Consider the following 20191-nt stretch of genomic DNA (forward strand, 5'->3'; position numbering starts at 1 on the left):
GATGTCGGTGAGCCGGTGTGCGCTGGGCGACCCAGGTCGCCCCCGCTCAACCGTCCAGCCGGATACGGATGCCCACCGTGCGCTCGGAGCCTCCCCGCAGCCGGCTGCCCAGGAGCCCGATCCGGGCGACCAGCCCGTACTTGCGCTTCATCAGAGCGGTGAAGTGTGTACTCGCGTCCGGTGCCAGCACCTCGGCGAAGCCTGGAACCGAGGCACCGAGCGACTTGCCGCGCCAGTCGCACGGGGCGACCGTCACCCGGCTCCCGTTGCGGATCCGCTTCACCTTGCCTGCGTCCGCCGCGCTCCACACCGCCAGCGTCTGGCCGTCGCGCATCACCCAGACCGGCGTGGGAACCGCCCTGCCGTCTCGGCGGAACGTGGTGAGAAGCAGATACTTGCCGGCCGCCAATTCGCCCAGCACCGTGTCGGTGTGTTTCATGACAAGATACTAACCAGTTAGTTAAGTTTGTGGTCGTTGGAACCGCCCAGCGAAGCGCACGACGTGGCTGAGAGGAATCTGCATGGGGCGATTCGTTGGGACCTTGCTCGCGGGCTTTGTCTTAGGCACCCCCGCGGTTCCTGTCGGGCTCTCACTTTCCCTGCCGGGTCCGGTCGCGCTGGTCGCGGTGCTGCTGGGCGCGGCCTGCTGTGTGGTCTTCGCGGTGTTCGCCATGGAACGCGTCCGGCTGCTCTGGCAGTCCAGCCGCGTCCGCCGGAAGTCGGCCGCCGCGCGGGCCGATTCGGCGACGGAAGCCGACGGCGCATCCGCCATCGCTGCGACCAGCGGAGAGGCGCCCGCAGCGGACGCCCGGCTCTCCGGCGCCACGGGGCGGCGGGCCAAGCGAGTCCTCGACCGATACGGCGTGGCGGGCTTCGGCATCGTAGGGCCTGCCCTCTTCGGTACCTGGGGCTCGGCCCTACTAGGTGCGGCGCTGGGCATCCCCAGCTGGCGGCTGATCCGCTGGCTGATGGCCGGGATCGCCCTGTGGTGCACGGTGCTGCTCGTCGCATCGGACGCGGTCATCGCCGTCTTCGGAATCGGGTGACGCCGAAAATGTCCCGAGCCGACGCCACCAAGGCCCGTATTCTCCAGGCCGCCACTGATGAGTTCGCCAAGTACGGTATCGCCGGAGCTCGCGTGGACCGGATCGCCAAGACCGCGGCGGCCAACAAGAATCTCATCTACGTCTACTTCTGCAGCAAGGACCAGCTCTTCGACGCGGTCTTCGACGCCCACGTCACCCACGGCCTGAATTCGGTCCCCTTCACCCCCGGCGACCTCCCCGAGTACGCGGGACGGCTATTCGACTACTGCCGCCAGAACCCCGACGTCATCCGGTTGGCCACCTGGCACCGCCTGGAGCGTGGCGACCAGGACCCAGCCGTCGCGGCGCCCGCGCGCGACGCCAAACTGGATGCACTCGCCGCGACACAGAAAAAGGACGGCATCGGCTCCGAATTCTCACCCGCGACACTGCTGACCCTCGTCCTCGGCATGGCTCTCGCGTGGAGCCCGAGCAACATCACCAGCTTGCCGTCCGAGGCCGAGAGCGCCGATGACCGCCGCCGCGCGATCGTCGAGGCCGTCCGTCGCCTCCTGTGAGCTGCACCCCCTGGATGTCGGACAAGGTGGCGATCAGCTACACCTTGGGTCCCTGGTGTGGAGCGCCGCTCCGGACGATGGTTTACCTATGAGTGGCATGCAATCGACCGCCGAGGCGCGGCAGGAGAAGTTCCTGGCCAACGGCCGGACCAGGGTTATCCTGGCTTGCGGAGTGCTCGTCGCAGGACTGAGCACGGCTGCCGTAGTCATCGTCATTCCCCGGCTCGCGTCCGCGATGTCCGGCATGGATGTCTCGACCATACTGATCTGGCTGGCGATCCCGGTCTTCATCATCGCCGTTGGGGCGGAGATCGTGTATCTCGAGCGTCGCGGCAAGCCATACGACTACCGTGACTCGGCTACCTCCATCGCCGGCGGTCTCGGGTACCAACTCCTCAACATTCCCTGGGCGCTGGTGGAACTCGCGATCTTCGCGTTTGTTTCCTCGCTGGTGCCGTGGCACCTCGAGGGTTGGGCCGCGTGGGCCGTCGCACTCGTCGGGGTCGACTTCGCCTACTACTGGTTTCACCGCGCGCACCACGAAATCCGGGTGTTCTGGTCGGTCCACGTCGTGCACCACTCGAGCGAGAGCTTCAACCTCACCACGGCACTACGTACGCCTTGGCTGGTTGTCACGTCCCTGCCGTTCCTTGTGCCACTGGCACTGTCGGGAATCGACGGCAAGATCATCGCCGCCTCCTACGCGATCAACCTGCTGTACCAATTCGGCATCCACACCGAGGTCATCGACAAACTGTGGGCGCCTGTCGAATTCGTGTTCAACACGCCGAGCCACCACCGCGTGCACCACGGCTCCAACACGGAATACCTCGACCGCAACTACGGTGGCGTCCTCATCATCTGGGACCGTATCTTCGGCTCCTTCGAGCCGGAGGGCGAGCGGGCGATCTACGGCCTCACCAAGAACGTCGAGACCTACAACATCGCGAAGATCAATGCGCGCGAGATAGTCGCGCTCTGGCGGGACGTCAGGAACGCGGCGACATTGTCGGACAAGCTCGGCTTCCTGTTCCGGGGGCCCGGTTGGCAGCCGCGGCCGACCTGATCGACCAGCTCGGTCGGCGCGCGCCAGGAACCGGCATTCTTAGGATGGCGCGTGGGCCCGGGATGGTGGGCGCCATCGAGATCGATGAGGAGCCGGTTGTGTCGGACACGTTTGTCGTTGCTGCTCGAATTCCCATGGAGCGGGAGGCATTCGAGCAGTGGCTGGAGACACCGGCGCCGGGGCCGGAGGCCATCGAGAATCATGGCGCGATGTATGACCGGTGGTTCTGGGACGGGAAGGCGCCGGATTGGCGGCAGGCCGAGGAGGGGATAACGCCTCGGGAGTATTTCGCCGACTGTTTCGGGGAGGACGCCGGTGGGCTGACCTATGTACTGAGGTATCGGGCGGGAGCGCTCGAGGCGTATCTGATGCACTTCGGGTTCTGTGAGTCGAACGTCTATACCGCGCTGGTGATGCTCGCCGCGGCGGGGCGGTTGAGCTCCGAGGTGGCGCCGAGCACGGTGTTGTTCTGGGCCGAGACCAGCGGGGCGATGTTCGCGGCCGATTCGGGCGGATGGCTGGCGACCCTGTTGGTCGGTGCCGATGGGGCGCGGTTCGCCGCCGATATCGATCTCACGGCGACGATCGCGCAGTTGCGGACGGCCGAGGCGAGCTATTTCGATCTGCTCGTCCGGTTGGCCGAGGTGGAGGAATCGGTTGGCGCCGACGGCGAGTCGAGTTTCGCCGCGATCGCCCGTGATCCACGGTATGTGGATGCCGCGGTCCTTGCCGAGAGCTGACCGGGGGCAACGGCTGGCGGGCGTGGCAGTCCGCTCGCCGTTGCCCAGGATGCCTGACTACGCGGGGTCGCGACTGGTGAAGTCGAAGGATCCGCCGTCGATGCCCCAGGAGATGACCCGTTCGGGGTGAATGCGGATGACCGTGCGTTCCTGGTGTGGGAACGGTGGCTCCTCGTCATCGATCGCCTCGGCCGTGCCGCGTACCTCGATGCCGCGAATCACGTACGGATCCAGGGAAACCTGTTGGTCGATGACGAACGACACCCGGCTACCGGCCTCGACATTGCGGTACTTTCGAGTGGCGCGCATCCGCATGCCTCCGATGTCGATCGTGCCGTCGGCGTTCACCCGATAGTTGGTCGGGTTGTTCTGGACTACGCCGTCGGGCGACACCGTGGCCAGCCGGCCGATCCCGGCCTCGGCGAGGAACTGCTGTTCATTGATGGTGAAGGTCATGTCGGTTACTCCTTGGTGAGGTCAGAACAGGATCAGCGCGGCGCACAGTCCGGCGATGGCGATGAATTGCAAGGTGATCCGGTACTTCAGGATGCTGTCCCACTTGTCTTGCAGCGCACGGGCATCGGCCGGAACGGTGCCGCTCTGCGCGGCGGCGGTCTGCCGGGAATTGATCGGCTTGGCGATGCGGACGTAGAAGGCGAGCCAGGTCAGCAGCGCCGCCACCGTGATCCCCGCCGCGACAGCGGCGCCGATCTGCCCGGCCCACAGCGCGATCAGCAGCGTGAGTACCGCGGTGACCACACCGCCCACACCGAACACCGGCATGCGTTTGTCGCCGTAATAGTGGCCCCATCCCGCGCTCATGGTCACGGTCGCATCATCGAGTTTGCGGTAGACGGACCGGGTGATCACGGCCGCGCAGACATCGGTGCCGTAGATGACGGCATTGGCGAGAACGGCGACGGCGGCAATGATCTGGCCGGTGACGATGAGCATTTTCGGCTCCCTCTCTTGACTGCTAGCAGTGCTAGAAACTGGAGCAACGGTAACATCTGCCCGCTAGCTTGTCTAGCGGTGCTAGATGATTCGCACGGAACCTCTCACCTCGGCGACCCGCGACCATGGCTGTCGAGCTACCGCGAGCCGTCGGTCGGCGGGCCTACGCTGAGTGGGTGTCGGTGCTACCTCTGATCTTCACCGCGGGCTGGGCCAGCGGGATCAACGCGTATGCGGTGGTGTTCCTGCTGGGGTTGTTCGGCCGGATCGGCTGGACCGACGACGTGCCCCCTGGACTCCAACGGACCGATGTGCTCGTCGCCGCGGGAGTGCTGTTCCTGATCGAGGCCGTCGCGGACAAGATCCCGTACCTCGACTCGTTCTGGGACGCCGTGCACACGGTGGTGCGGCCCGCCTCGGGTGCGGTGGTGTCGGCCTTGATCGCAGGTCAGGACGATTCGCTGCCGACCCTGTTCGCCGCGGCGGTCGGTGGGACGACCGCCTTGGCCAGTCACATCGTCAAGGCGGGCACCCGCATGGCGATCAACACCTCACCGGAACCGGTCACCAATATCGCGTTGAGCACCGCCGAAGACCTGAGCGTCGGCGGCGTCCTCGCCCTCGCCATGTTCTTCCCGGTGCTGGCAGCGGTGATCGCCGCGGTCCTGCTCGCCATCGGATTGTGGATCGTCTACGCCTGTGCCAGCCGCATCCGGCGTTACCTCCGTCGCCGCCGGGAACGCCGGGAGGCGCGAAGCGCGGGCGCGGCCGCCGCACTCGAATAGCGGTCCCGAACATGCCGAGCGCCAGGACAATCGGCGGCGGGTCGACCCTCGGCGTGCGACGGCTCAGCGCACCTGCGGCGCCACCTTCGTCCCCAGCAGGTCGATGCTGTGCAGAACCTGCTCCGGCGGGAGGGTGCCGACGCTGGTGTGCAACATGAACCGGTCCAGCCCGAGGGTGTCGCGGACCTCGGCGATCTTGCCCGCCACGTAGTCGGGAGTGCCGACGAACAGCGAACCGCTCTGCGAGCGCAGGGCATCGAACTGTTCGCGGGTCATCGGGCTCCAGCCGCGTTCGCGGCCGATGGTCGACATGGCCAGCGCGTACGGGGCGTAGAAGTGGGCGACGGCTTGCGCGTCGCTGTCGGCGACATAGCCGTGCGCGTGCACCGCCACCGGCTGCTTCTCGTGGCCGCCCTCGGCCAGCGCCCGGTGGTACAGCTCGACCAGCGGCTTGAAGCCCGCCGGCTGGCCACCGATGATGGCGATCGCCAACGGCAGCCCGAGCAGGCCGGCGCGGATGACCGATTCGGGACTGCCACCGACCGCGATCCACACGGGCAGCGGCCTGTCGTCGGTGCGCGGGTACACCGTCACGTCGCGCAGTGGCGCGCGGAACCGGCCCGACCAGGTCACCGGATCCTCCTCGCGCAGCCGCAGCAGCAGGGCCAGCTTCTCCTCGAACAGTGCGTCGTAATCGCCGAGATTGTAGCCGAACAGGGGGAACGACTCGGTGAACGAGCCGCGCCCGGCCATCAGCTCGGCCCGGCCGTTCGACAGACCGTCCAGTGTCGCGAAGTCCTGGTAGACCCGGACCGGGTCGTCGGAGCTGAGGACGGTCACCGCGCTGGTCAGCTGGATGCGCTCGGTGCGTGCCGCCGCGGCGGCCAGCACGACCGCGGGGGAGGAGGCCGCGAAATCCTTGCGATGGTGCTCGCCGACGCCGTAGACATCCAGGCCGGCGGCCTCGGTCGCGACGGCCTCGTCGACGACCTGGCGCAGGCGCTCGGCGGCGGTCGGCGCCGGCCGGTCGCCGGTGGGGTACAGCTCGGCGAAGGTGGTCAGCCCCAGTTCCATGTGAACCTCGTTTCGGGATGCGGTCTGCTCCGGTCATCACCTAAACGGACTGCAGTCCGGCGAAATTCCCTGGATTGCGGATGGATGCAGATTATCTATAACAAAACTATAGTGGCCGTATGACCGCCCTCGCGCCTACCCGTACCGAGCCCGACCTGTCCTTCCTGCTCGACCGGACAAGTCATGTCCTGCGCACCCAGATGGCGGCGGCACTCGCCGAGATCGGCTTGACCGCCCGCATGCACTGCGTGCTGGTGCACGCGCTCGAAGCCGAGCGCACCCAGGCGCAGCTCGCCGAACTCGGTGACATGGACAAGACGACCATGGTCGTCACCGTCGACGCGTTGGAGAAGGCGGGGTTGGCCGAGCGCAAGCCGTCCAGCACCGATCGCCGTGCTCGCATCATCGCGGTCACGCCCGAGGGTGCGAAGCTCGCTGCGCGCAGTACCGAAATCGTCGACGGCGTGCATGAGGCGGCCTTGGGGTCGCTGCCGAAGGCGGAGCGCGAAACCCTGGTTCGCGCACTGAATCTGCTGGTGGAGGGTCATCTGTCGACGGCGGTGGAGGCTGCGCCCGCGCGTCGCGCCCGGCGATAGTCCGTAATAGATTGTCTGCAACGAAACTATCTAGTACGGTCGTTTCATGACCACTTCTCAGCGCATCGCCCTCGCGGTGCTGTCGGCGGCGACGCTGATGACCATCCTCGACGGCAGCATCGTGACCGTCGCCATGCCGGCGATTCAGGACGACCTCGGCTTCTCACCCGCCGGTCTGAGCTGGACCGTGAACGCGTACCTGATCGCCTTCGGCGGCCTGCTCCTGCTGGCGGGGCGGCTGGGCGACCTGATCGGCCGCAAGACGATGTTCCTCACCGGCAACGTCGTCTTCACCGTGGCATCGCTGCTGGCCGGTGCGGCGACGAGCCCGGCCATGCTGGTCGCCGCGCGCTTCCTGCAGGGCGTCGGCAGCGCGATCGCCGCCTCGGTGGTGCTCGGCATCCTGGTGACGATGTTCCCCGGCCCCCGTGAACGGGCAACGGCCATCGGCATTTTCAGCTTCACCGGCGCGGCGGGCGCGTCGATCGGCCAGGTGCTCGGCGGCGTGCTCACCGATGCGCTGAACTGGCACTGGATCTTCCTCATCAATGTGCCGATCGGGCTCGTCACCGTGCTGGTCGCGGTCAAGGCGCTGCCCGCCGACCGTGGGCTCGGCTGGGCCGCGGGCGCCGACGTCTTCGGTGCCGTTCTGGTGACCTCCGGTCTGATGCTCGGCATCTACACCGTCGTCGAGGTCGAGCGGTACGGCTGGAACTCGCTGCACACCCTGGGTCTCGGTGCACTGGCGGCCGCGCTGCTGGCCGCGTTCGTGATCCGTCAGGCGACCGCCCGTAATCCGCTGCTGCCGCTGCGCATCTTCCGCTCCCGCACTGTGTCCGGCGCCAATGTCGTGCAGATGCTGACGCTGTCCGCCATGTTCGCCTTCCAGATCATCGTCGCGCTCTACCTGCAGAAGGTGCTGGGCTACAACGCTTTGCAGACCGGTCTGGCCATGCTGCCCGCGGCCGTCGCCATCGGCGGGGTATCGCTGTTCGCCTCGGCCCGGCTCATCACCCGCTTCGGTGAACGCACTGTGCTCGTCGCCGGTCTGGTGCTGCTGCTGGCCGGAATGGCATGGCTCACCAGGCTTCCGGTGCAGGCCGACTATGTCGTGGATCTGCTGCCGATGATGGTGCTGATCGCCGGCGGCGGACTGGTCCTGCCCGCACTCACCGGGCTGGGTATGTCGGGTGCCGCGGCCGACGATGCCGGGCTGGCCTCGGGCCTGTTCAACACCACCCAGCAGGTCGGCATGGCGATCGGCATCGCGGTCCTGTCCACCCTGGCCGCCGCGCGGACCGGTACCGAGCTGGCGGTCGGTGTATCGGACGCCGTGGCTCTGACCAGTGGTTACCGGCTGGCGTTCACCGTAGCGGCGGGTCTGCTGGCCACCGCCCTGGTCGTCAGCGTCACGGTGCTGCGCCGTCCGGGCTCCACCGATGAGGTTGTACCGGCCGCTACCCCGGTTCCCGCCTTCTGAAGCAGCAGGCCGCCGGGGCAGGCATCGCGGAACAGCCTCCGTGGCCAGCCCGGCTCCGCCTCGCAGAACGCCGCCGCCACCTGTGCCGGCGGCGACCTGCGCGCCTGCGGGACGGATCGCTTCCGCGCCGGGCGGCCGACGAACCCGACGGCCGGTGGACTGCTGTCCGGTCCGGGTAGTCGCTACCGCGCCAGCCGCTGAGATTCGGTGAGCCGGGTGTCGAACCAGCTGACGAGCTCCGGATCGTCGAGACCATCGGCGACGAGCGTCGCCGCGGACAGATCGTGCGAGCGGGTGTAGGCGTTCTGCGCTGCGACACAGCGCAATCGGGCTGCCGTCGCGGCCAGGACGCCGTTGGCGGAGTCCTCCACGGCCACGGCGTGTTCGGGAGCGCAGCCCGTCCTGGCCAGGACCTCGAGGTACACCGCCGGGCTCGGCTTGAGATCGGGCACTTCGGTTCCGGTGACGACGGTGCCGAACACATCGCCGAACGTATTCCGCAACAACGGTTCCACCCAGGCGCGGGTGCCGGTGGTCGCCACGTGCAGCGCGACACCCCGCGCGGTGAGCCGCTCGATGAGCCGGCGTGCGCCCGGCCTCGGCTGAATCTTCCCGTTCTCGACCAGGTGCCGCATGATCCGTGTCTTGCTGGGGTGCAACCGTTCCGCGAGCTCCCTGGCGTGCGCGGGTGGCCTGCCGGTGCTCTCGAACCAGTACGTCATCCGGTGTGTGCCGCCCGCGATCTTCAGCAGCTGCCCGTAGCAGTCGACGTCCCACCGATCGGGGAGCCCGGCTTCGGCGAAGGCCGCGTTGAACGCCACCCGGTGACCGTCGCGCTCGCTGTCGACCAGCGTGCCGTCCACATCGAAGATCACCGCGTCCAAGCGAGTCATCGTGTCCCGCCCAGGTATTCGCGGATTCGGGTGAGCACCGCCTGCACGGTGAAGCCGTGCTGAGCCATGACCTCGGCGCCGGGACCGCTGTGCCCGAACCCGTCGATCCCGATCGCGAGATCGACCAGGCCCACCCAACCCGCGGTACTGCCCGCCTCGATGCTGACCGTGTGCGCTGCGGGGTCGGGGGAGTAGTGCGAGCGGTCCAGCACCGACACCACGCGAACCGTGTAGCCGTCGGCCCGAAGCTGATCGGCTGCGGCCCTCGCCAGCGCGACTTCCGAGCCGGTGGCGACGAGTTCGACGGTGCGGAGGTCCTCGCCCCCGGGCGATCCGGTGGCCGCGATGTCGACAGAGCCGGCGGATTCGACAGCGCTCTGCGAGTCGGTGGCGTCACCCTGTGAGTCGGTGACGTGCTGAATCGGGGCGTTGGTGTTGTCCTGCGGCAGTGCCTGTCTGGACAGCACCAGCGCGGTCGGTCCGTCGGTGCGGCTGAGGGCCAACTCCCAGGCGAGAGCGGTCTCGGCGTCATCGGCCGGGCGCAGCACCTGCAAGCCAGGGATCACACGCAACGACTCGACGTGTTCGACCGGCTGGTGGGTCGGTCCGTCCTCGCCGACGGCGATCGAGTCGTGAGTGAACACATAGATCACCGGCTGACCCATCAGCGCCGACAGACGCAAAGCCGGACGCAGATAGTCGGCGAACACCAGGAACGTACTGCCGAATACCCGGAATCCGCCGTGCAGGCTGATCCCGTTGAGGATGGCGGCCATGCCGAATTCGCGGATACCGAACGCGATCGCGGTGCGCGAGTAGTCGTCTCGGGTCACCACCGGGCCGCAGGAGGTGCCGGTCGATCCCGCGAGATCGGCCGAGCCACCCACCAGCTCCGGCAGCACCGGCAGCACGGCATCCAGGCACGCCTGCGAGGACTGCCGAGTCGCCCGCGGTGCGTCCCCGACGATCCCGGACAGGGCATCGACGATCCCGGCGGGCAGGATCCGCGCGCAGGCGCGGGCGAACTCCTCGGCGCGTTCCGGTGCGGCAGCGGCGAATTCGGCGAAGCGGTCGAGCCAGTCCGCGCGGTCTTCGGCGCCGATCTCCGCCAGCACCGCACACGTAGCACCGACCTGCTCGGGCACTGTGAACGGCGGATAGCCCCACCCCGCGATCTCTTTGGCTCGTGCCAGCTGATCGGCGCCCAAGGGTGACCCGTGCGCCTTCGCCGTACCCGCCACGTCGGGGGCGCCATGACCGATCACCGTACGCACGGCCAGGAAGCTCGGGCGCGGGTCGGCTCCGGCGCGGCGGATGGCCGCGTCGATCGCCTCGATATCGGTGCCGTCCGGCACCACTTCGGTGTGCCAGCCGTAGGCGGCGAAGCGGGCGATCTGGTCGTCACCGCACGAACGGTCCACCGCACCATCGATGGTGATGGCATTGTCGTCCCAGAGCACGATCAACCGGCCGAGCCCGAGGTGCCCGGCGAAGGAAGCGGCCTCATGGCTGACGCCCTCCATCAGGCAGCCGTCGCCGACGATCGCGTAGGTGCGGTGCTCGGTGATCTCGGGGTAGCGGGCGTGGGACATGCGCTCCGCCAATGCCATTCCCACCGCCATCGCCAGCCCCTGACCGAGCGGCCCGGTCGTGCACTCCACCCCGGGGGTCTCGCCGAATTCCGGGTGGCCCGGCGTCCGCGACCCCAGCTGACGGAAGCGGCGCAGCTCCTCGACAGGCAGGTCGTAGCCGAACAGGTGCAGCAGCCCGTACAGCAGTGCCGAACCATGCCCGGCAGACAGCACGAACCGGTCCCGGTCCGCCCATGCAGGGTCCGCCGGATCGTGCCGGAGATGCCTGCTCCACAGCGTCCACGCCATCGGCGCCGCCCCCATCGGCATGCCGGGATGGCCGGAGTTCGCGGCCTCGACCATGTCGGCGGCGAGGAACCGCAGGGTGTCGACGGCGAGCTGGTCGGTCTCGACCGACGGCGCGACGAGCGGCCGATGGACAGTGGATTCCGGCATGGCGCGGCCTTCCTGATCGGGTCCGTCCATCGGACCGCATCGCCGCCGCCGTGCCCTCCCCCCGGCGGGTGGGCGGGCGGGTGAGATCGGGAAATGCCGGTAACCACCGAGGTTTTCGGCCGTAGGCTGGCGGTATGCCGACCCCGTTACGGCTTGTGCTCGTCGACGATCACGAGATGGTCCTGCACGGGCTCGACGCGATGCTCGGCCACTTTCCCGACGAGGTCGTCATCGTCGGGCAGTCCACCACCGACACCGCCGCGCTGCGGATGGTCGCCGAGCATCGGCCCGACATCGTGCTGTGCGATGTCCGCATCGGCAAGGCCAGCGGGCTCGATCTGTGCAGGCAGATCACCGCGCAGTACCCGGAGACGAAGGTCGTCCTGCTCACCGTGTACGACGACGAGCACTACCTCTACCAGGCCCTGCGCGCCGGCGCCGCGGGCTACATCCTCAAACGGGTCGACGGGCGCGAACTCGTCGCCCAGCTGCTGCGGGCGGGGGAGGGGGAGACCGTCGTCGATCCGGCGCTGGCCGGTCGGGTGGCGCTGGCCGCGGCACGGCTCGACGCGGGGCAGTTCTGGTCCGGCGCGCATCTGGGCCTGACCCAGCGGGAGTCGGAAGTACTGGGGCTGTTGGTGTCCGGGTATTCGAACCGGGCGGTGGCGGGCAAGCTCGTGGTCAGCGAGGACACGGTGAAGACCCACATTCGCGGGCTGTATCGCAAACTCGGGGTATCCGATCGCAGCGGGGCGATCGCGGTCGCGTTGCGCGAGGGGCTGTTCCGTTGACGGCCGCGGCGCCGACGGCGGCCGAGCTCGCCGCGCTCCTCGCCGCTGACGGTGTGCTGCTCTATGCCGTCGACGGGCAGGACCTCGCCATCGTCGACCTGTGGCCCGCGCATCCGTCGGCGGGCTCGCTCACCTTGCCGGTGGGGTTCGGGGTGACCGGGTTGGTCGCGCGGACCGGCAAACCCGTGCTGCTCGACATCGACTCGCCACGCAATGCGCTGCACCGCAAGCTGTTACGGCTCGACCCCGACCAGACGGTCACCCGGATGTGCGTGCCGCTGCCGGGAATCGACGGCGCGGTGGTCGGTGTGCTGGCCGCGCACCGCGACCCGGCCGAACCGTTCGGGCCCGATGATCTCGCGTGCGCCGAATCCGCTGCGGCGGTCCTCGGCCTGTGGTTGCACGCGCACCGGTTGTGGCGCACGGTGAATCGGCACCGCAGCGAGCGGGATCGCCTTGTCGAGCAAGCGATCTCGGCGCAGGAGGCCGAGCGACGCCGGATCGCCTTCGACCTGCACGACGGGGTGACCACCGCGCTCGCGTCCATGTCGTTCCATCTGTCCGCGGCAGGCCTCACCGTCACCGAACTCGCCGCCCACGTCGCCACCGGTGACGAAGCCGGTGCGCGTGCCTTGGAACGTGCCAGCGAAGAGCTGATCAGCGCCCGCGCACTGGCCGACTTCGCCTACAGCGAGACCAGGTCGGCGATCTCGGGGCTGCACAGCCTCGTCCTCGACGACCTCGGCCTGGTCGCCGCGATCGAATCGCTGGTGCACACGGCGAGCAGCGGCGACGGGCCGACGATCGAATTGCTCGTCGACCCGGCGGCCGCCGTCGGTGACATCCCCGACCACGCGGCAGCGGCCCTGTACCGGATCGCGCAGGAGGCGCTGGCCAACGCGGTCAAGCACGCGGGCGCGAACCGGATCGTGCTGTCGCTGCGCCGGGTCGGCGACTCGGTCGTCCTCGGCTGCTCCGACGACGGCGCAGGCTTCGACCCGGTCGCCCGCCGGGAAGCTCGGGCCGTCGACGGTGAGCAGCATTTCGGTCTGAGTTCGATCGCCGAGCGCTGCGCCGTCATCGAGGCCTCGCTGCGGGTCGAGTCGATGCGGGGGCGCGGGACGATCCTGCTGGTCGAGCTGCCCATCCGGTAGTCAGCGGGTCGCCTCGGCGGCGCTGCGGCAGTTGTCGAGCAGAACCTGCTGCGCCGCACCGACTTCGGCCTGACCTGCCCAGGTGTGCAGGGCCGCGCTGACCAGCGCCCGGCCGAACGAGAAGGTCACCGCCCAGGGCCGGCCCGCGAGGATGGTGAGGTTGCGCAGGTAGTCGCAGACCTGCTCGGTGGGTTGCCCACCGGACAGGAACGCGATGCCGGGCACCTCGGCGGGCACGGTCTCACGCAGCACCGCGAAGGTCGCACCCACCACGTCGTCCACCGACGCGGGCGCGGCGTCGAGACCCGGCGTCACGAAATTCGGCTTGAGCACGATGCCCGACAGGTCGACACCGGCGGCATCGAGCGCGGCGAACACCGACCGCAGAGCCAGCCGGGTCGCCTGCGTCGAGGCGTCGAGGTCGTGGTCGCCGGTGCACAGCACCTCCGGCTCGACGATCGGGACGATGCCGTGCTGCTGACACAGCGCGGCGTAGCGCGCCAGCGCGTGCCCGTTGGCGTGCGCGGCGTACGGCGTGATCGACCGCACGTCGAAGACCGCCCGCCACTTGGCGAACGCGGCGCCGCGCTGGGCATAGGACGCCAATCGGGCGCCGAGCCCGTCGAGACCCTCGGTGACGAGAGCACCGCCCTGACCGGGGAGTCCGGTGGTGCCGGTGTCGACCTTGATGCCGGGCAGGATGCCCAGCTCGCGCGCCGCGACCGGGAACGCGCGGCCGTCGGCGAGATCCTGACCGAAGGTCTCGTCGCACAGAATGATTCCGCTGATCCATTCCGCCAGGCCGTCGGCGGTGAGCAGCAGTTCGCGGTAGTCGCGCCGGGTGGTCGCGCTCGCGGGAATCCCTTCCTGTTCCAGGCGGGCGGACATGGTCTTGATCGACTCGTCTGCGGCGAGGATGCCGCGGCCGTCGCCGGTCAGCTGCTGGGCGACGGCGGCGAGAGTCGTGGCGGGAAGTGTCGTCATGGGGAGATCATGCGAGCGGTTCCGGACCGCGTCCTCACCCCTGCGGGCGATACCGGGTGTGAACTGCCGCGTTGACAACCGGCACGAAACTGGGAAGCCTTTTGGTCAACCTGTCTGACCGCAGTGCCGCGGCACGGAAAGAAGCCGGTGATGACCTCGATCGATGACCCCGCCGACGACCTGTCGGTCACGCCGCCGAAGACCTGGGCGGCGGGTGTTCCCGGGGTGGTCCACGCACTCGAGTACTCGCTGTCGCAGACCTCCGCCAAGCGCACCGCGCTGACGCTGCTGAACGTCAACCAGACCGAGGGCTTCGACTGCCCCGGCTGCGCCTGGCCGGAACCGAAACATCGGCACAAGAACGAGTACTGCGAGAACGGCGCCAAGCACGTCAGCGACGAGGCGACCACCCGCCGCGTCACCGCGGAATTCTTCCGCGCCCATCCCGTGGACGAACTCGACGGCATGTCCGACTACTGGCTCAATCAGCAGGGCAGGCTGACCGAGCCGATGGTCAAACGGCCCGGCGCGACCCACTACGAGCCGATCGGCTGGGACGACGCCCTCGCCCTGATCGCCACCACGCTGCGCGGGCTCGACTCGCCGGACGAGGCACTGTTCTACACCTCGGGCAGGCTCAACAACGAGGCCGCGTTCCTGCTGCAACTCTTCGCCAGGGCCTACGGCACGAACAATCTGCCCGACTGCTCGAACATGTGCCACGAGTCGAGTGGATCGGCACTGAATCAGACGCTGGGTGTCGGCAAGGGCAGTGTGTCGCTGGACGACATCTACGCCGCCGACCTGATCTTCGTCGTCGGCCAGAACCCCGGCACCAACCATCCACGGATGCTTTCGGCGCTGGAAGAGGCCAAGCGCAACGGCGCGAAGGTCGTCGCGGTCAACCCGCTGCCCGAGGCCGGGCTGATCCGGTTCAAGAACCCGCAGGTCCCGCGCGGGGTGATCGGGCGCGGCACCGCCATCGCCGACCACTTCCTGCAGATCCGCCCCGGCGGCGACCTGGCCCTGTTCCAGACGCTGAACCGGCTGCTGCTCGAAGCCGAGGACGCCGCACCGGGCACCGTCCTCGACCACGACTTCATCGGCACCCAGACCAATGGCTTCGACGCCTTCGCCGCGCACACCAGGCAGCTCGGCTGGGACGCCGCGCTCGAGGCCACCGGGTTGACCAGGGCGGCGATCGAGCAGGTGCACGAGCAGGTGCTCGCCTCGAAGAAGATCATCGTGTGCTGGGCGATGGGATTGACCCAGCACAAGCACGGCGTGCCGACGATCAGGGAGATCGTCGACTTCCTGCTGCTGCGCGGCAATCTCGGCCGCCCCGGCGCCGGGGTGTGCCCGGTTCGCGGGCACAGCAATGTCCAGGGCGACCGCACGATGGGCATCTGGGAACGGATGCCGCAGACCTTCCTCGACGCGCTCGGCACCGAGTTCGGCTTCACCCCGCCCGCCGCGCACGGCCTGGACTCGGTCGCCGCGATCCGTGCCATGCGCGACGGCACGGCGAAGGTATTCGTCGGTGTCGCAGGCAATTTCGCGCGCGCGACACCCGACAGCGCGGTGACCGAGGCCGCCCTGCGGCAGTGCGCGCTCACCGTGCAGATCTCCACCAAACTCAACCGCTCGCACACGGTCTGCGGTGAGACGGCGCTGATCCTGCCCACCCTCGGCCGCAGCGATCGCGACATCCAGGCGAGCGGTGAGCAGTTCGTCACCGTCGAGGATTCGATGAGCGAGGTGCACGCGTCCCGCGGCAGGCTCGACCCGGCTTCGCCCCACCTGCTCAGCGAGGTCGCCATCATCTCCCGGCTCGCCCAGCGCACGCTCGGCGCGACCCCGGCGATCCCGTGGGCGCAATTCGAAGCCGACTACGACACCGTGCGCGACCGCATCTCCCGGGTCGTGCCCGGTTTCGAGAACTTCACCGAGCGCGTCGACCGGCCGGGTGGGCTGCGGCTGATCAACCCGGTCAACCAGGGGATCTACCGCACCGCCAGTGGGAAGGCGGAGTTCACCTGCAACGACTTCGCCATGCTCGCGGTGCCGCCGGGACATCTGCTGCTGCAGTCGCTGCGCTCCCACGACCAGTGGAACACCATCCCGTACGCGAACAACGACCGCTACCGGGGCATCCACAACGCGCGCCGGGTGGTGATGGTCAACCCCGACGACCTGGCCGAGCTCGGGCTGGCCGATCGCGACGTGGTCGACCTGGTCAGCGTCTGGCACGACGGGGTCGAGCGCCGCGCGGAGAACTTCGTCGCGGTGGCCTACCCGGCCAGTCGCGGCTCGGCGGCGGCCTACTACCCCGAGACCAATGTGCTCGTTCCGCTCGACAGCGTCGCCGACATCAGCAACACCCCCACCTCCAAGGGCATCGTCGTCCGCCTCGAACCGCGTCACAGCACCGTGCAGGGGTCCTAGCTACACTCCCTTTATGTCCGTGCGCACCCGTCAGCCACTCGTTCCCGGCACCCAGTCGCCGATCCGGGATGTCCCGCGTTCCATCGAGCGTCCCGAGTACGTGTGGAAGAAGACCGCGAACGAGGGGCACGAGCCCTGGGTGCAGACGGCCGAGACCATCGAGAAGATGCGGATCGCGGGCAAGATCGCCGCCCAGGCGCTCGAAGAGGCGGGCAAGGCGGTCGCGCCCGGCGTCACCACCGACGAGCTGGACCGCATCGCGCACGAGTACATGTGCGACCACGGCGCCTACCCGTCCACGCTCGGCTACAAGGGCTTTCCCAAGTCCTGCTGCACCTCGCTCAACGAGGTCATCTGCCACGGCATCCCCGACTCGACCGTCATCGAGGACGGTGACATCGTCAATATCGATGTCACCGCCTACATCCACGGCGTGCACGGCGACACCAACAGGACCTTCCTCGCCGGCGATGTCGACGAGGAGGTGCGGCTGCTGGTCGAGCGCACCGAAGAGGCCACCAACCGGGCGATCAAGGCGGTCAAGCCGGGTCGCGCGCTCAATGTGATCGGCCGCGTCATCGAGGCGTACGCCAACCGCTTCGGTTACGGCGTCGTCCGCGACTTCACCGGCCACGGCGTCGGCCCCACCTTCCACAGCGGCCTGGTGATCCTGCACTACGACCAGCCCAACATCGAGTCGGTCATCGAGCCCGGCATGACCTTCACCATCGAGCCCATGATCAATCTCGGCGGCATCGACTACGACATCTGGGACGACGGGTGGACCGTGGTCACCCAGGACCGCAAGTGGACGGCGCAGTTCGAGCACACCCTGGTCGTCACCGAAACGGGCGCGGAAATCCTGACCCTGCCGTGAGTCTGTCGCTGGAGTCGGCAGCATGAGCGACGCGGGCGTGCGCGGGGCGCTGCTGGTCGCGGGCACTACCTCCGACGCGGGGAAAAGCGTTGTCGTGGCGGGCATCTGCCGGATGCTGGCCCGGCGTGGGGTGCGGGTGGCGCCGTTCAAGGCGCAGAACATGTCCAACAACTCCGTCGTCACGCTGGACGGCGGGGAGATCGGTCGCGCGCAGGCGTTGCAGGCGCGGGCGTGCGGGCTGGAGCCGAGCGTGCGCTTCAACCCGGTCCTGCTCAAGCCGGGCAGCGACCGGCGCTCGCAGTTGGTGGTGCGGGGCCGGGCGATCGGAACTGTCGGTGCGCGTGACTATTTCACTCGCCGGCAGCATTTGCGCGAGGTAGTCGCGGCCGAACTCGCCTCGCTGCGTGCGGAATTCGATGTGGTGATCTGTGAGGGCGCTGGATCGCCCGCCGAGATCAATTTGCGCGCTACGGATCTGGCGAACATGGGTCTGGCACGGGCGGCGAATCTTCCGGTTCTGGTGGTCGGCGATATCGATCGCGGGGGAGTGCTCGCCCACCTGTTCGGCACCGTGGCGGTGCTCGAACCCGAAGACCAGCAACTCATCTCGGGGTTCCTCGTCAACAAGTTCCGTGGCGACGTCTCGCTGCTCCAGCCGGGCCTCGACCAGCTGACCGCCCTGACCGGGCGCCCCACGCTGGGCGTGCTGCCCTTCGCCGAAGAGCTGTGGCTCGACGCCGAGGACTCCCTCGGCACGGTCGCGGGCACTCCCGTCGGCCGACCGGCGCCACCCCACGGCTCCGAGTGGCTCACCGTCGCCGCGATCCGCCTGCCCCGCATCTCCAACTCCACCGATATCGAAGCCCTCGCCTGCGAACCCGGCGTCGCCGTTCGCTGGGCCGACAGTCCCCATCAGCTGACCACCGCCGACCTCGTCGTCCTCCCCGGATCCAAATCCACCATTTCCGACCTGGAATGGTTGCGCACCAAGGGAATCGGCGATGCCCTGCGCGGCCGCGCCGCAGCAGGCCGCCCCATTCTCGGCATCTGCGGCGGCTACCAGATGCTCGGCCGTCGCATCGTCGACGGCGTCGAACACACCGCGGATCCATCGATCGCGGAGCCGGACCAGCCGTACGTGGCCGACGGACTCGGCCTGCTCGACCTCGACATCGAATTCGCGAACCCGAAAATCGCCCGTCAAGTGACAGGCGTGGCGGGCCAACTACCCCTGCACGGCTATGAGATCCACCACGGCCGCGTCGCCCGCAACGCCGACCCGGCCTGGCTGACCATCGATGGCACCTCCGAAGGCAGTGCGCGCCAAGCGATCTGGGGCACCCACGTCCACGGCCTCCTCGAATCCGACGAGTTCCGCCGCACCTGGCTCACCGACGTCGCGACCCACGCGGGCCGCACCGGTTTCGCCGTGGCACCCACCACTTCCGTCGCGGCCATCCGATCCGCCCAGCTGGACCTCCTCGCCGACCTCGTCGAACAGCACGTCGACCTCCCGGCGCTGGACCGTCTGATCCACGCCGGCGCCCCCACCGACCTGCCCGTCATTCGAACCGGAACAGTCCAGACGCACCCCGAGCCCAGTTGATAGCGTGACCGCATGAGCAGTCAACCGGTGCCAGGCGGCGTGGTCCACGCGCTGCCCGCGGACCTGCGGTCGGCGTTGCTCACCAATCGGGTGGCACTCGAGGCCTGGCGCGACATCACACCCCTGGCCCGCAACGAGTTCATCTGCTGGGTCGAGGACGCCAAGCAGCCCGCGACCAGGGAACGCCGAATCCGGCGAACCCAGGAAGAGCTGGCCGAAGGACAGCGCCGCCCCTGCTGCTGGCCGGGATGCAAGCACCGCGAGCGCACCGGCCGATAGCGGCGCGAGAAACGTCGGCTCGAGTCCGCTGTGACAGGTCTGGCAATTCGGGCGCTCCGCGTTGGGAAACCGCAGGACAGGGGTGAAAACAGACCGGTCATCACGAGCGGAACGACCTGCCGTGTTCAGCCTGGCCGTGTACCGTACACCGGCATGAAATCTCGGCAGATCACGGTCGGTGACCGGGCTTGGACAGTGCGGGTCGACGGGCCGTCATCGCGGCACAATGTACTGCTGCTTCCCGACGCGGACGACCCTGCCGACGTCTTCGATCAGGTGTGCGCGCGCCTGCACGAATCCGATCTGCAGACCGTCGTGCTGGAGTCCGTCGACGGGCTGGAACCGCCTGCGATCCACGTCATTCTCGACGAGCTCGAGCTGCCGTATGTCAACGTCGCAGGCCGCGGCGCCGGTGCGGCGCTGGCCTGGCGGCTGTGTGCGGGACGGTTCGGCCGGTTCATGAGCCTGGTGGTCGCCGATCACGGTCATCCGGCCGTGCCCGACGCCGACGGCAACGCCGACGATCCGGCCTGTCCGCCGCTGGAGCTGCCGGTCACCATGCTGGTCACCAAGGGCCTGGCGCGCGCCACCGCCGACGCGTCGGGTCGCTTCGTGTACGGCGAATTCCGGGTGGTCCCCCTCGAGGTCGACAACATCGCCACCGAGGGCGCCCACGAGCTGGCCACCGAGATCGTCCTGCGCACCAGCCTCTGGTGAGCGGCGGGCGGGGCCCCCGGGCCCGGCCCGCCCCCCGGGCGAGCGCGTGCGGGGGGGTCGTTTTAACAAAAGAAGCGGCCGCCGCTAATAGGGGTGTTGTTATCGGTGGGGGGGGGGTCA

The 20191-nt window shown here is 68.6% G+C and carries 21 protein-coding genes; 14 read left to right on the forward strand and 7 right to left on the reverse strand.

The window, feature by feature from the left end:
* Nucleotides 1–46: 46 nt before the first annotated feature.
* Nucleotides 47–439: a PPOX class F420-dependent oxidoreductase gene (locus ACFWF2_RS17565; protein WP_379308472.1), complete on the reverse strand. Its 393-nt coding sequence runs from the start codon at nt 437–439 to the stop codon at nt 47–49.
* Between the two features lie 82 nt (nt 440–521).
* Between ACFWF2_RS17565 and ACFWF2_RS17570 the strand changes: the two genes are divergently transcribed.
* The 4 genes from ACFWF2_RS17570 (at nt 522) to ACFWF2_RS17585 (ending at nt 3409) form a co-directional block, all read left to right on the forward strand.
* On the forward strand, nt 522–1046 hold the full coding sequence (locus ACFWF2_RS17570; RefSeq protein WP_379308473.1) for a hypothetical protein: 525 nt from the start codon (nt 522–524) through the stop codon (nt 1044–1046).
* Nucleotides 1047–1054: 8 nt separating this feature from the next.
* Entirely contained in the window at nt 1055–1603 is a 549-nt protein-coding gene (locus ACFWF2_RS17575; RefSeq protein ID WP_379308474.1) for a TetR family transcriptional regulator, read from the forward strand.
* A gap of 88 nt (nt 1604–1691) precedes the next feature.
* Complete coding sequence (locus ACFWF2_RS17580) at nt 1692–2669, forward strand: sterol desaturase family protein (RefSeq protein WP_379308475.1); 978 nt, start codon at nt 1692–1694, stop codon at nt 2667–2669.
* Nucleotides 2648–3409, forward strand: a complete 762-nt coding sequence (locus ACFWF2_RS17585; RefSeq protein WP_379308476.1) for a hypothetical protein — start codon at nt 2648–2650, stop codon at nt 3407–3409. Before ACFWF2_RS17580 ends, ACFWF2_RS17585 begins: the two co-directional genes overlap by 22 nt.
* Before the next feature lie 57 nt (nt 3410–3466).
* Here the strand turns inward: ACFWF2_RS17585 and ACFWF2_RS17590 are convergent, their stop codons facing one another.
* Together ACFWF2_RS17590 and ACFWF2_RS17595 are read right to left on the reverse strand one after the other, a co-directional pair.
* A complete protein-coding gene (locus ACFWF2_RS17590) occupies nt 3467–3865 on the reverse strand; it encodes a PPOX class F420-dependent oxidoreductase (RefSeq protein ID WP_379308477.1) in 399 nt (132 codons plus the stop codon).
* A 21-nt stretch (nt 3866–3886) separates the two neighbouring features.
* Nucleotides 3887–4363 carry a DUF1772 domain-containing protein gene (locus ACFWF2_RS17595; RefSeq protein WP_379308478.1) on the reverse strand — a complete coding sequence of 159 codons (477 nt, stop codon included), beginning with the start codon at nt 4361–4363 and terminating at the stop codon, nt 3887–3889.
* Between the two features lie 176 nt (nt 4364–4539).
* Between ACFWF2_RS17595 and ACFWF2_RS17600 the strand changes: the two genes are divergently transcribed.
* Entirely contained in the window at nt 4540–5148 is a 609-nt protein-coding gene (locus tag ACFWF2_RS17600) for a DUF4126 domain-containing protein (RefSeq protein ID WP_379308479.1), read from the forward strand.
* A 63-nt stretch (nt 5149–5211) separates the two neighbouring features.
* Here the strand turns inward: ACFWF2_RS17600 and ACFWF2_RS17605 are convergent, their stop codons facing one another.
* Nucleotides 5212–6222 carry an LLM class flavin-dependent oxidoreductase gene (locus ACFWF2_RS17605; protein WP_379308480.1) on the reverse strand — a complete coding sequence of 337 codons (1011 nt, stop codon included), beginning with the start codon at nt 6220–6222 and terminating at the stop codon, nt 5212–5214.
* Nucleotides 6223–6341: 119 nt separating this feature from the next.
* Between ACFWF2_RS17605 and ACFWF2_RS17610 the strand changes: the two genes are divergently transcribed.
* Nucleotides 6342–6818, forward strand: coding sequence for a MarR family winged helix-turn-helix transcriptional regulator (locus tag ACFWF2_RS17610; RefSeq protein ID WP_379308481.1), 477 nt, complete (start codon nt 6342–6344; stop codon nt 6816–6818).
* A 46-nt stretch (nt 6819–6864) separates the two neighbouring features.
* The gene (locus ACFWF2_RS17615) at nt 6865–8298 is read left to right on the forward strand and encodes a DHA2 family efflux MFS transporter permease subunit (protein WP_379308482.1); all 1434 of its coding nucleotides are present in this window, start codon (nt 6865–6867) and stop codon (nt 8296–8298) included.
* Between the two features lie 182 nt (nt 8299–8480).
* Here ACFWF2_RS17615 and ACFWF2_RS17620 read toward each other — a convergent pair whose 3' ends face one another.
* Together ACFWF2_RS17620 and tkt are read right to left on the reverse strand one after the other, a co-directional pair.
* On the reverse strand, nt 8481–9191 hold the full coding sequence (locus ACFWF2_RS17620; protein WP_379308483.1) for an HAD-IA family hydrolase: 711 nt from the start codon (nt 9189–9191) through the stop codon (nt 8481–8483).
* A complete protein-coding gene (gene tkt / locus ACFWF2_RS17625) occupies nt 9188–11248 on the reverse strand; it encodes a transketolase (protein WP_379308484.1) in 2061 nt (686 codons plus the stop codon). Before tkt ends, ACFWF2_RS17620 begins: the two co-directional genes overlap by 4 nt.
* A 104-nt stretch (nt 11249–11352) precedes the next feature.
* Here tkt and ACFWF2_RS17630 point away from each other — a divergent pair, with 104 nt between their 5' ends.
* Nucleotides 11353–12009, forward strand: coding sequence for a response regulator (locus tag ACFWF2_RS17630; RefSeq protein WP_379308485.1), 657 nt, complete (start codon nt 11353–11355; stop codon nt 12007–12009).
* The gene (locus ACFWF2_RS17635) at nt 12006–13163 is read left to right on the forward strand and encodes a GAF domain-containing sensor histidine kinase (RefSeq protein ID WP_379308486.1); all 1158 of its coding nucleotides are present in this window, start codon (nt 12006–12008) and stop codon (nt 13161–13163) included. Before ACFWF2_RS17630 ends, ACFWF2_RS17635 begins: the two co-directional genes overlap by 4 nt.
* Here ACFWF2_RS17635 and ACFWF2_RS17640 read toward each other — a convergent pair whose 3' ends face one another.
* Nucleotides 13164–14147 carry a class I fructose-bisphosphate aldolase gene (locus ACFWF2_RS17640; protein WP_379308487.1) on the reverse strand — a complete coding sequence of 328 codons (984 nt, stop codon included), beginning with the start codon at nt 14145–14147 and terminating at the stop codon, nt 13164–13166.
* A 150-nt stretch (nt 14148–14297) separates the two neighbouring features.
* On the opposite strand from ACFWF2_RS17640, the gene ACFWF2_RS17645 reads away from it, so the two are divergent.
* The 5 genes from ACFWF2_RS17645 (at nt 14298) to ACFWF2_RS17665 (ending at nt 20071) form a co-directional block, all read left to right on the forward strand.
* Entirely contained in the window at nt 14298–16592 is a 2295-nt protein-coding gene (locus tag ACFWF2_RS17645) for an FdhF/YdeP family oxidoreductase (RefSeq protein ID WP_379308488.1), read from the forward strand.
* Between the two features lie 13 nt (nt 16593–16605).
* A complete protein-coding gene (gene map, locus ACFWF2_RS17650) occupies nt 16606–17469 on the forward strand; it encodes a type I methionyl aminopeptidase (protein ID WP_379308489.1) in 864 nt (287 codons plus the stop codon).
* A 22-nt stretch (nt 17470–17491) separates the two neighbouring features.
* Nucleotides 17492–19075 (forward strand): cobyric acid synthase, encoded by a 1584-nt coding sequence (locus ACFWF2_RS17655; RefSeq protein ID WP_379308490.1) that lies wholly within the window; start codon nt 17492–17494, stop codon nt 19073–19075.
* 12 nt (nt 19076–19087) lie between these two features.
* Nucleotides 19088–19354, forward strand: a complete 267-nt coding sequence (locus ACFWF2_RS17660) for a YdeI/OmpD-associated family protein (RefSeq protein ID WP_379308491.1) — start codon at nt 19088–19090, stop codon at nt 19352–19354.
* 153 nt (nt 19355–19507) lie between these two features.
* A complete protein-coding gene (locus ACFWF2_RS17665; protein ID WP_379308492.1) occupies nt 19508–20071 on the forward strand; it encodes an alpha/beta hydrolase in 564 nt (187 codons plus the stop codon).
* The last annotated feature ends 120 nt before the right edge of the window (nt 20072–20191 follow it).

Origin of the sequence: Nocardia sp. NPDC060259 (genome assembly GCF_042728775.1) — a bacterium.
In the GTDB taxonomy this organism is placed as follows: domain Bacteria; phylum Actinomycetota; class Actinomycetes; order Mycobacteriales; family Mycobacteriaceae; genus Nocardia.

Bases quoted from the DNA above. Each gene is read 5' to 3' on its own strand.
- tkt (WP_379308484.1), bottom strand. From the start codon at position 11,248: ATGGACGGACCCGATCAGGAAGGCCGCGCCATGCCGGAATCCACTGTC.
- ACFWF2_RS17575 (WP_379308474.1), top strand. From the start codon at position 1,055: ATGTCCCGAGCCGACGCCACCAAGGCCCGTATTCTCCAGGCCGCCACT.
- ACFWF2_RS17665 (WP_379308492.1), top strand. From the start codon at position 19,508: ATGAAATCTCGGCAGATCACGGTCGGTGACCGGGCTTGGACAGTGCGG.
- ACFWF2_RS17570 (WP_379308473.1), top strand. From the start codon at position 522: ATGGGGCGATTCGTTGGGACCTTGCTCGCGGGCTTTGTCTTAGGCACC.
- map (WP_379308489.1), top strand. From the start codon at position 16,606: ATGTCCGTGCGCACCCGTCAGCCACTCGTTCCCGGCACCCAGTCGCCG.
- ACFWF2_RS17580 (WP_379308475.1), top strand. From the start codon at position 1,692: ATGAGTGGCATGCAATCGACCGCCGAGGCGCGGCAGGAGAAGTTCCTG.
- ACFWF2_RS17595 (WP_379308478.1), bottom strand. From the start codon at position 4,363: ATGCTCATCGTCACCGGCCAGATCATTGCCGCCGTCGCCGTTCTCGCC.
- ACFWF2_RS17620 (WP_379308483.1), bottom strand. From the start codon at position 9,191: ATGACTCGCTTGGACGCGGTGATCTTCGATGTGGACGGCACGCTGGTC.
- ACFWF2_RS17610 (WP_379308481.1), top strand. From the start codon at position 6,342: ATGACCGCCCTCGCGCCTACCCGTACCGAGCCCGACCTGTCCTTCCTG.
- ACFWF2_RS17655 (WP_379308490.1), top strand. From the start codon at position 17,492: ATGAGCGACGCGGGCGTGCGCGGGGCGCTGCTGGTCGCGGGCACTACC.
- ACFWF2_RS17565 (WP_379308472.1), bottom strand. From the start codon at position 439: ATGAAACACACCGACACGGTGCTGGGCGAATTGGCGGCCGGCAAGTAT.
- ACFWF2_RS17605 (WP_379308480.1), bottom strand. From the start codon at position 6,222: ATGGAACTGGGGCTGACCACCTTCGCCGAGCTGTACCCCACCGGCGAC.
- ACFWF2_RS17660 (WP_379308491.1), top strand. From the start codon at position 19,088: ATGAGCAGTCAACCGGTGCCAGGCGGCGTGGTCCACGCGCTGCCCGCG.
- ACFWF2_RS17645 (WP_379308488.1), top strand. From the start codon at position 14,298: ATGACCTCGATCGATGACCCCGCCGACGACCTGTCGGTCACGCCGCCG.
- ACFWF2_RS17640 (WP_379308487.1), bottom strand. From the start codon at position 14,147: ATGACGACACTTCCCGCCACGACTCTCGCCGCCGTCGCCCAGCAGCTG.
- ACFWF2_RS17630 (WP_379308485.1), top strand. From the start codon at position 11,353: ATGCCGACCCCGTTACGGCTTGTGCTCGTCGACGATCACGAGATGGTC.
- ACFWF2_RS17590 (WP_379308477.1), bottom strand. From the start codon at position 3,865: ATGACCTTCACCATCAATGAACAGCAGTTCCTCGCCGAGGCCGGGATC.
- ACFWF2_RS17615 (WP_379308482.1), top strand. From the start codon at position 6,865: ATGACCACTTCTCAGCGCATCGCCCTCGCGGTGCTGTCGGCGGCGACG.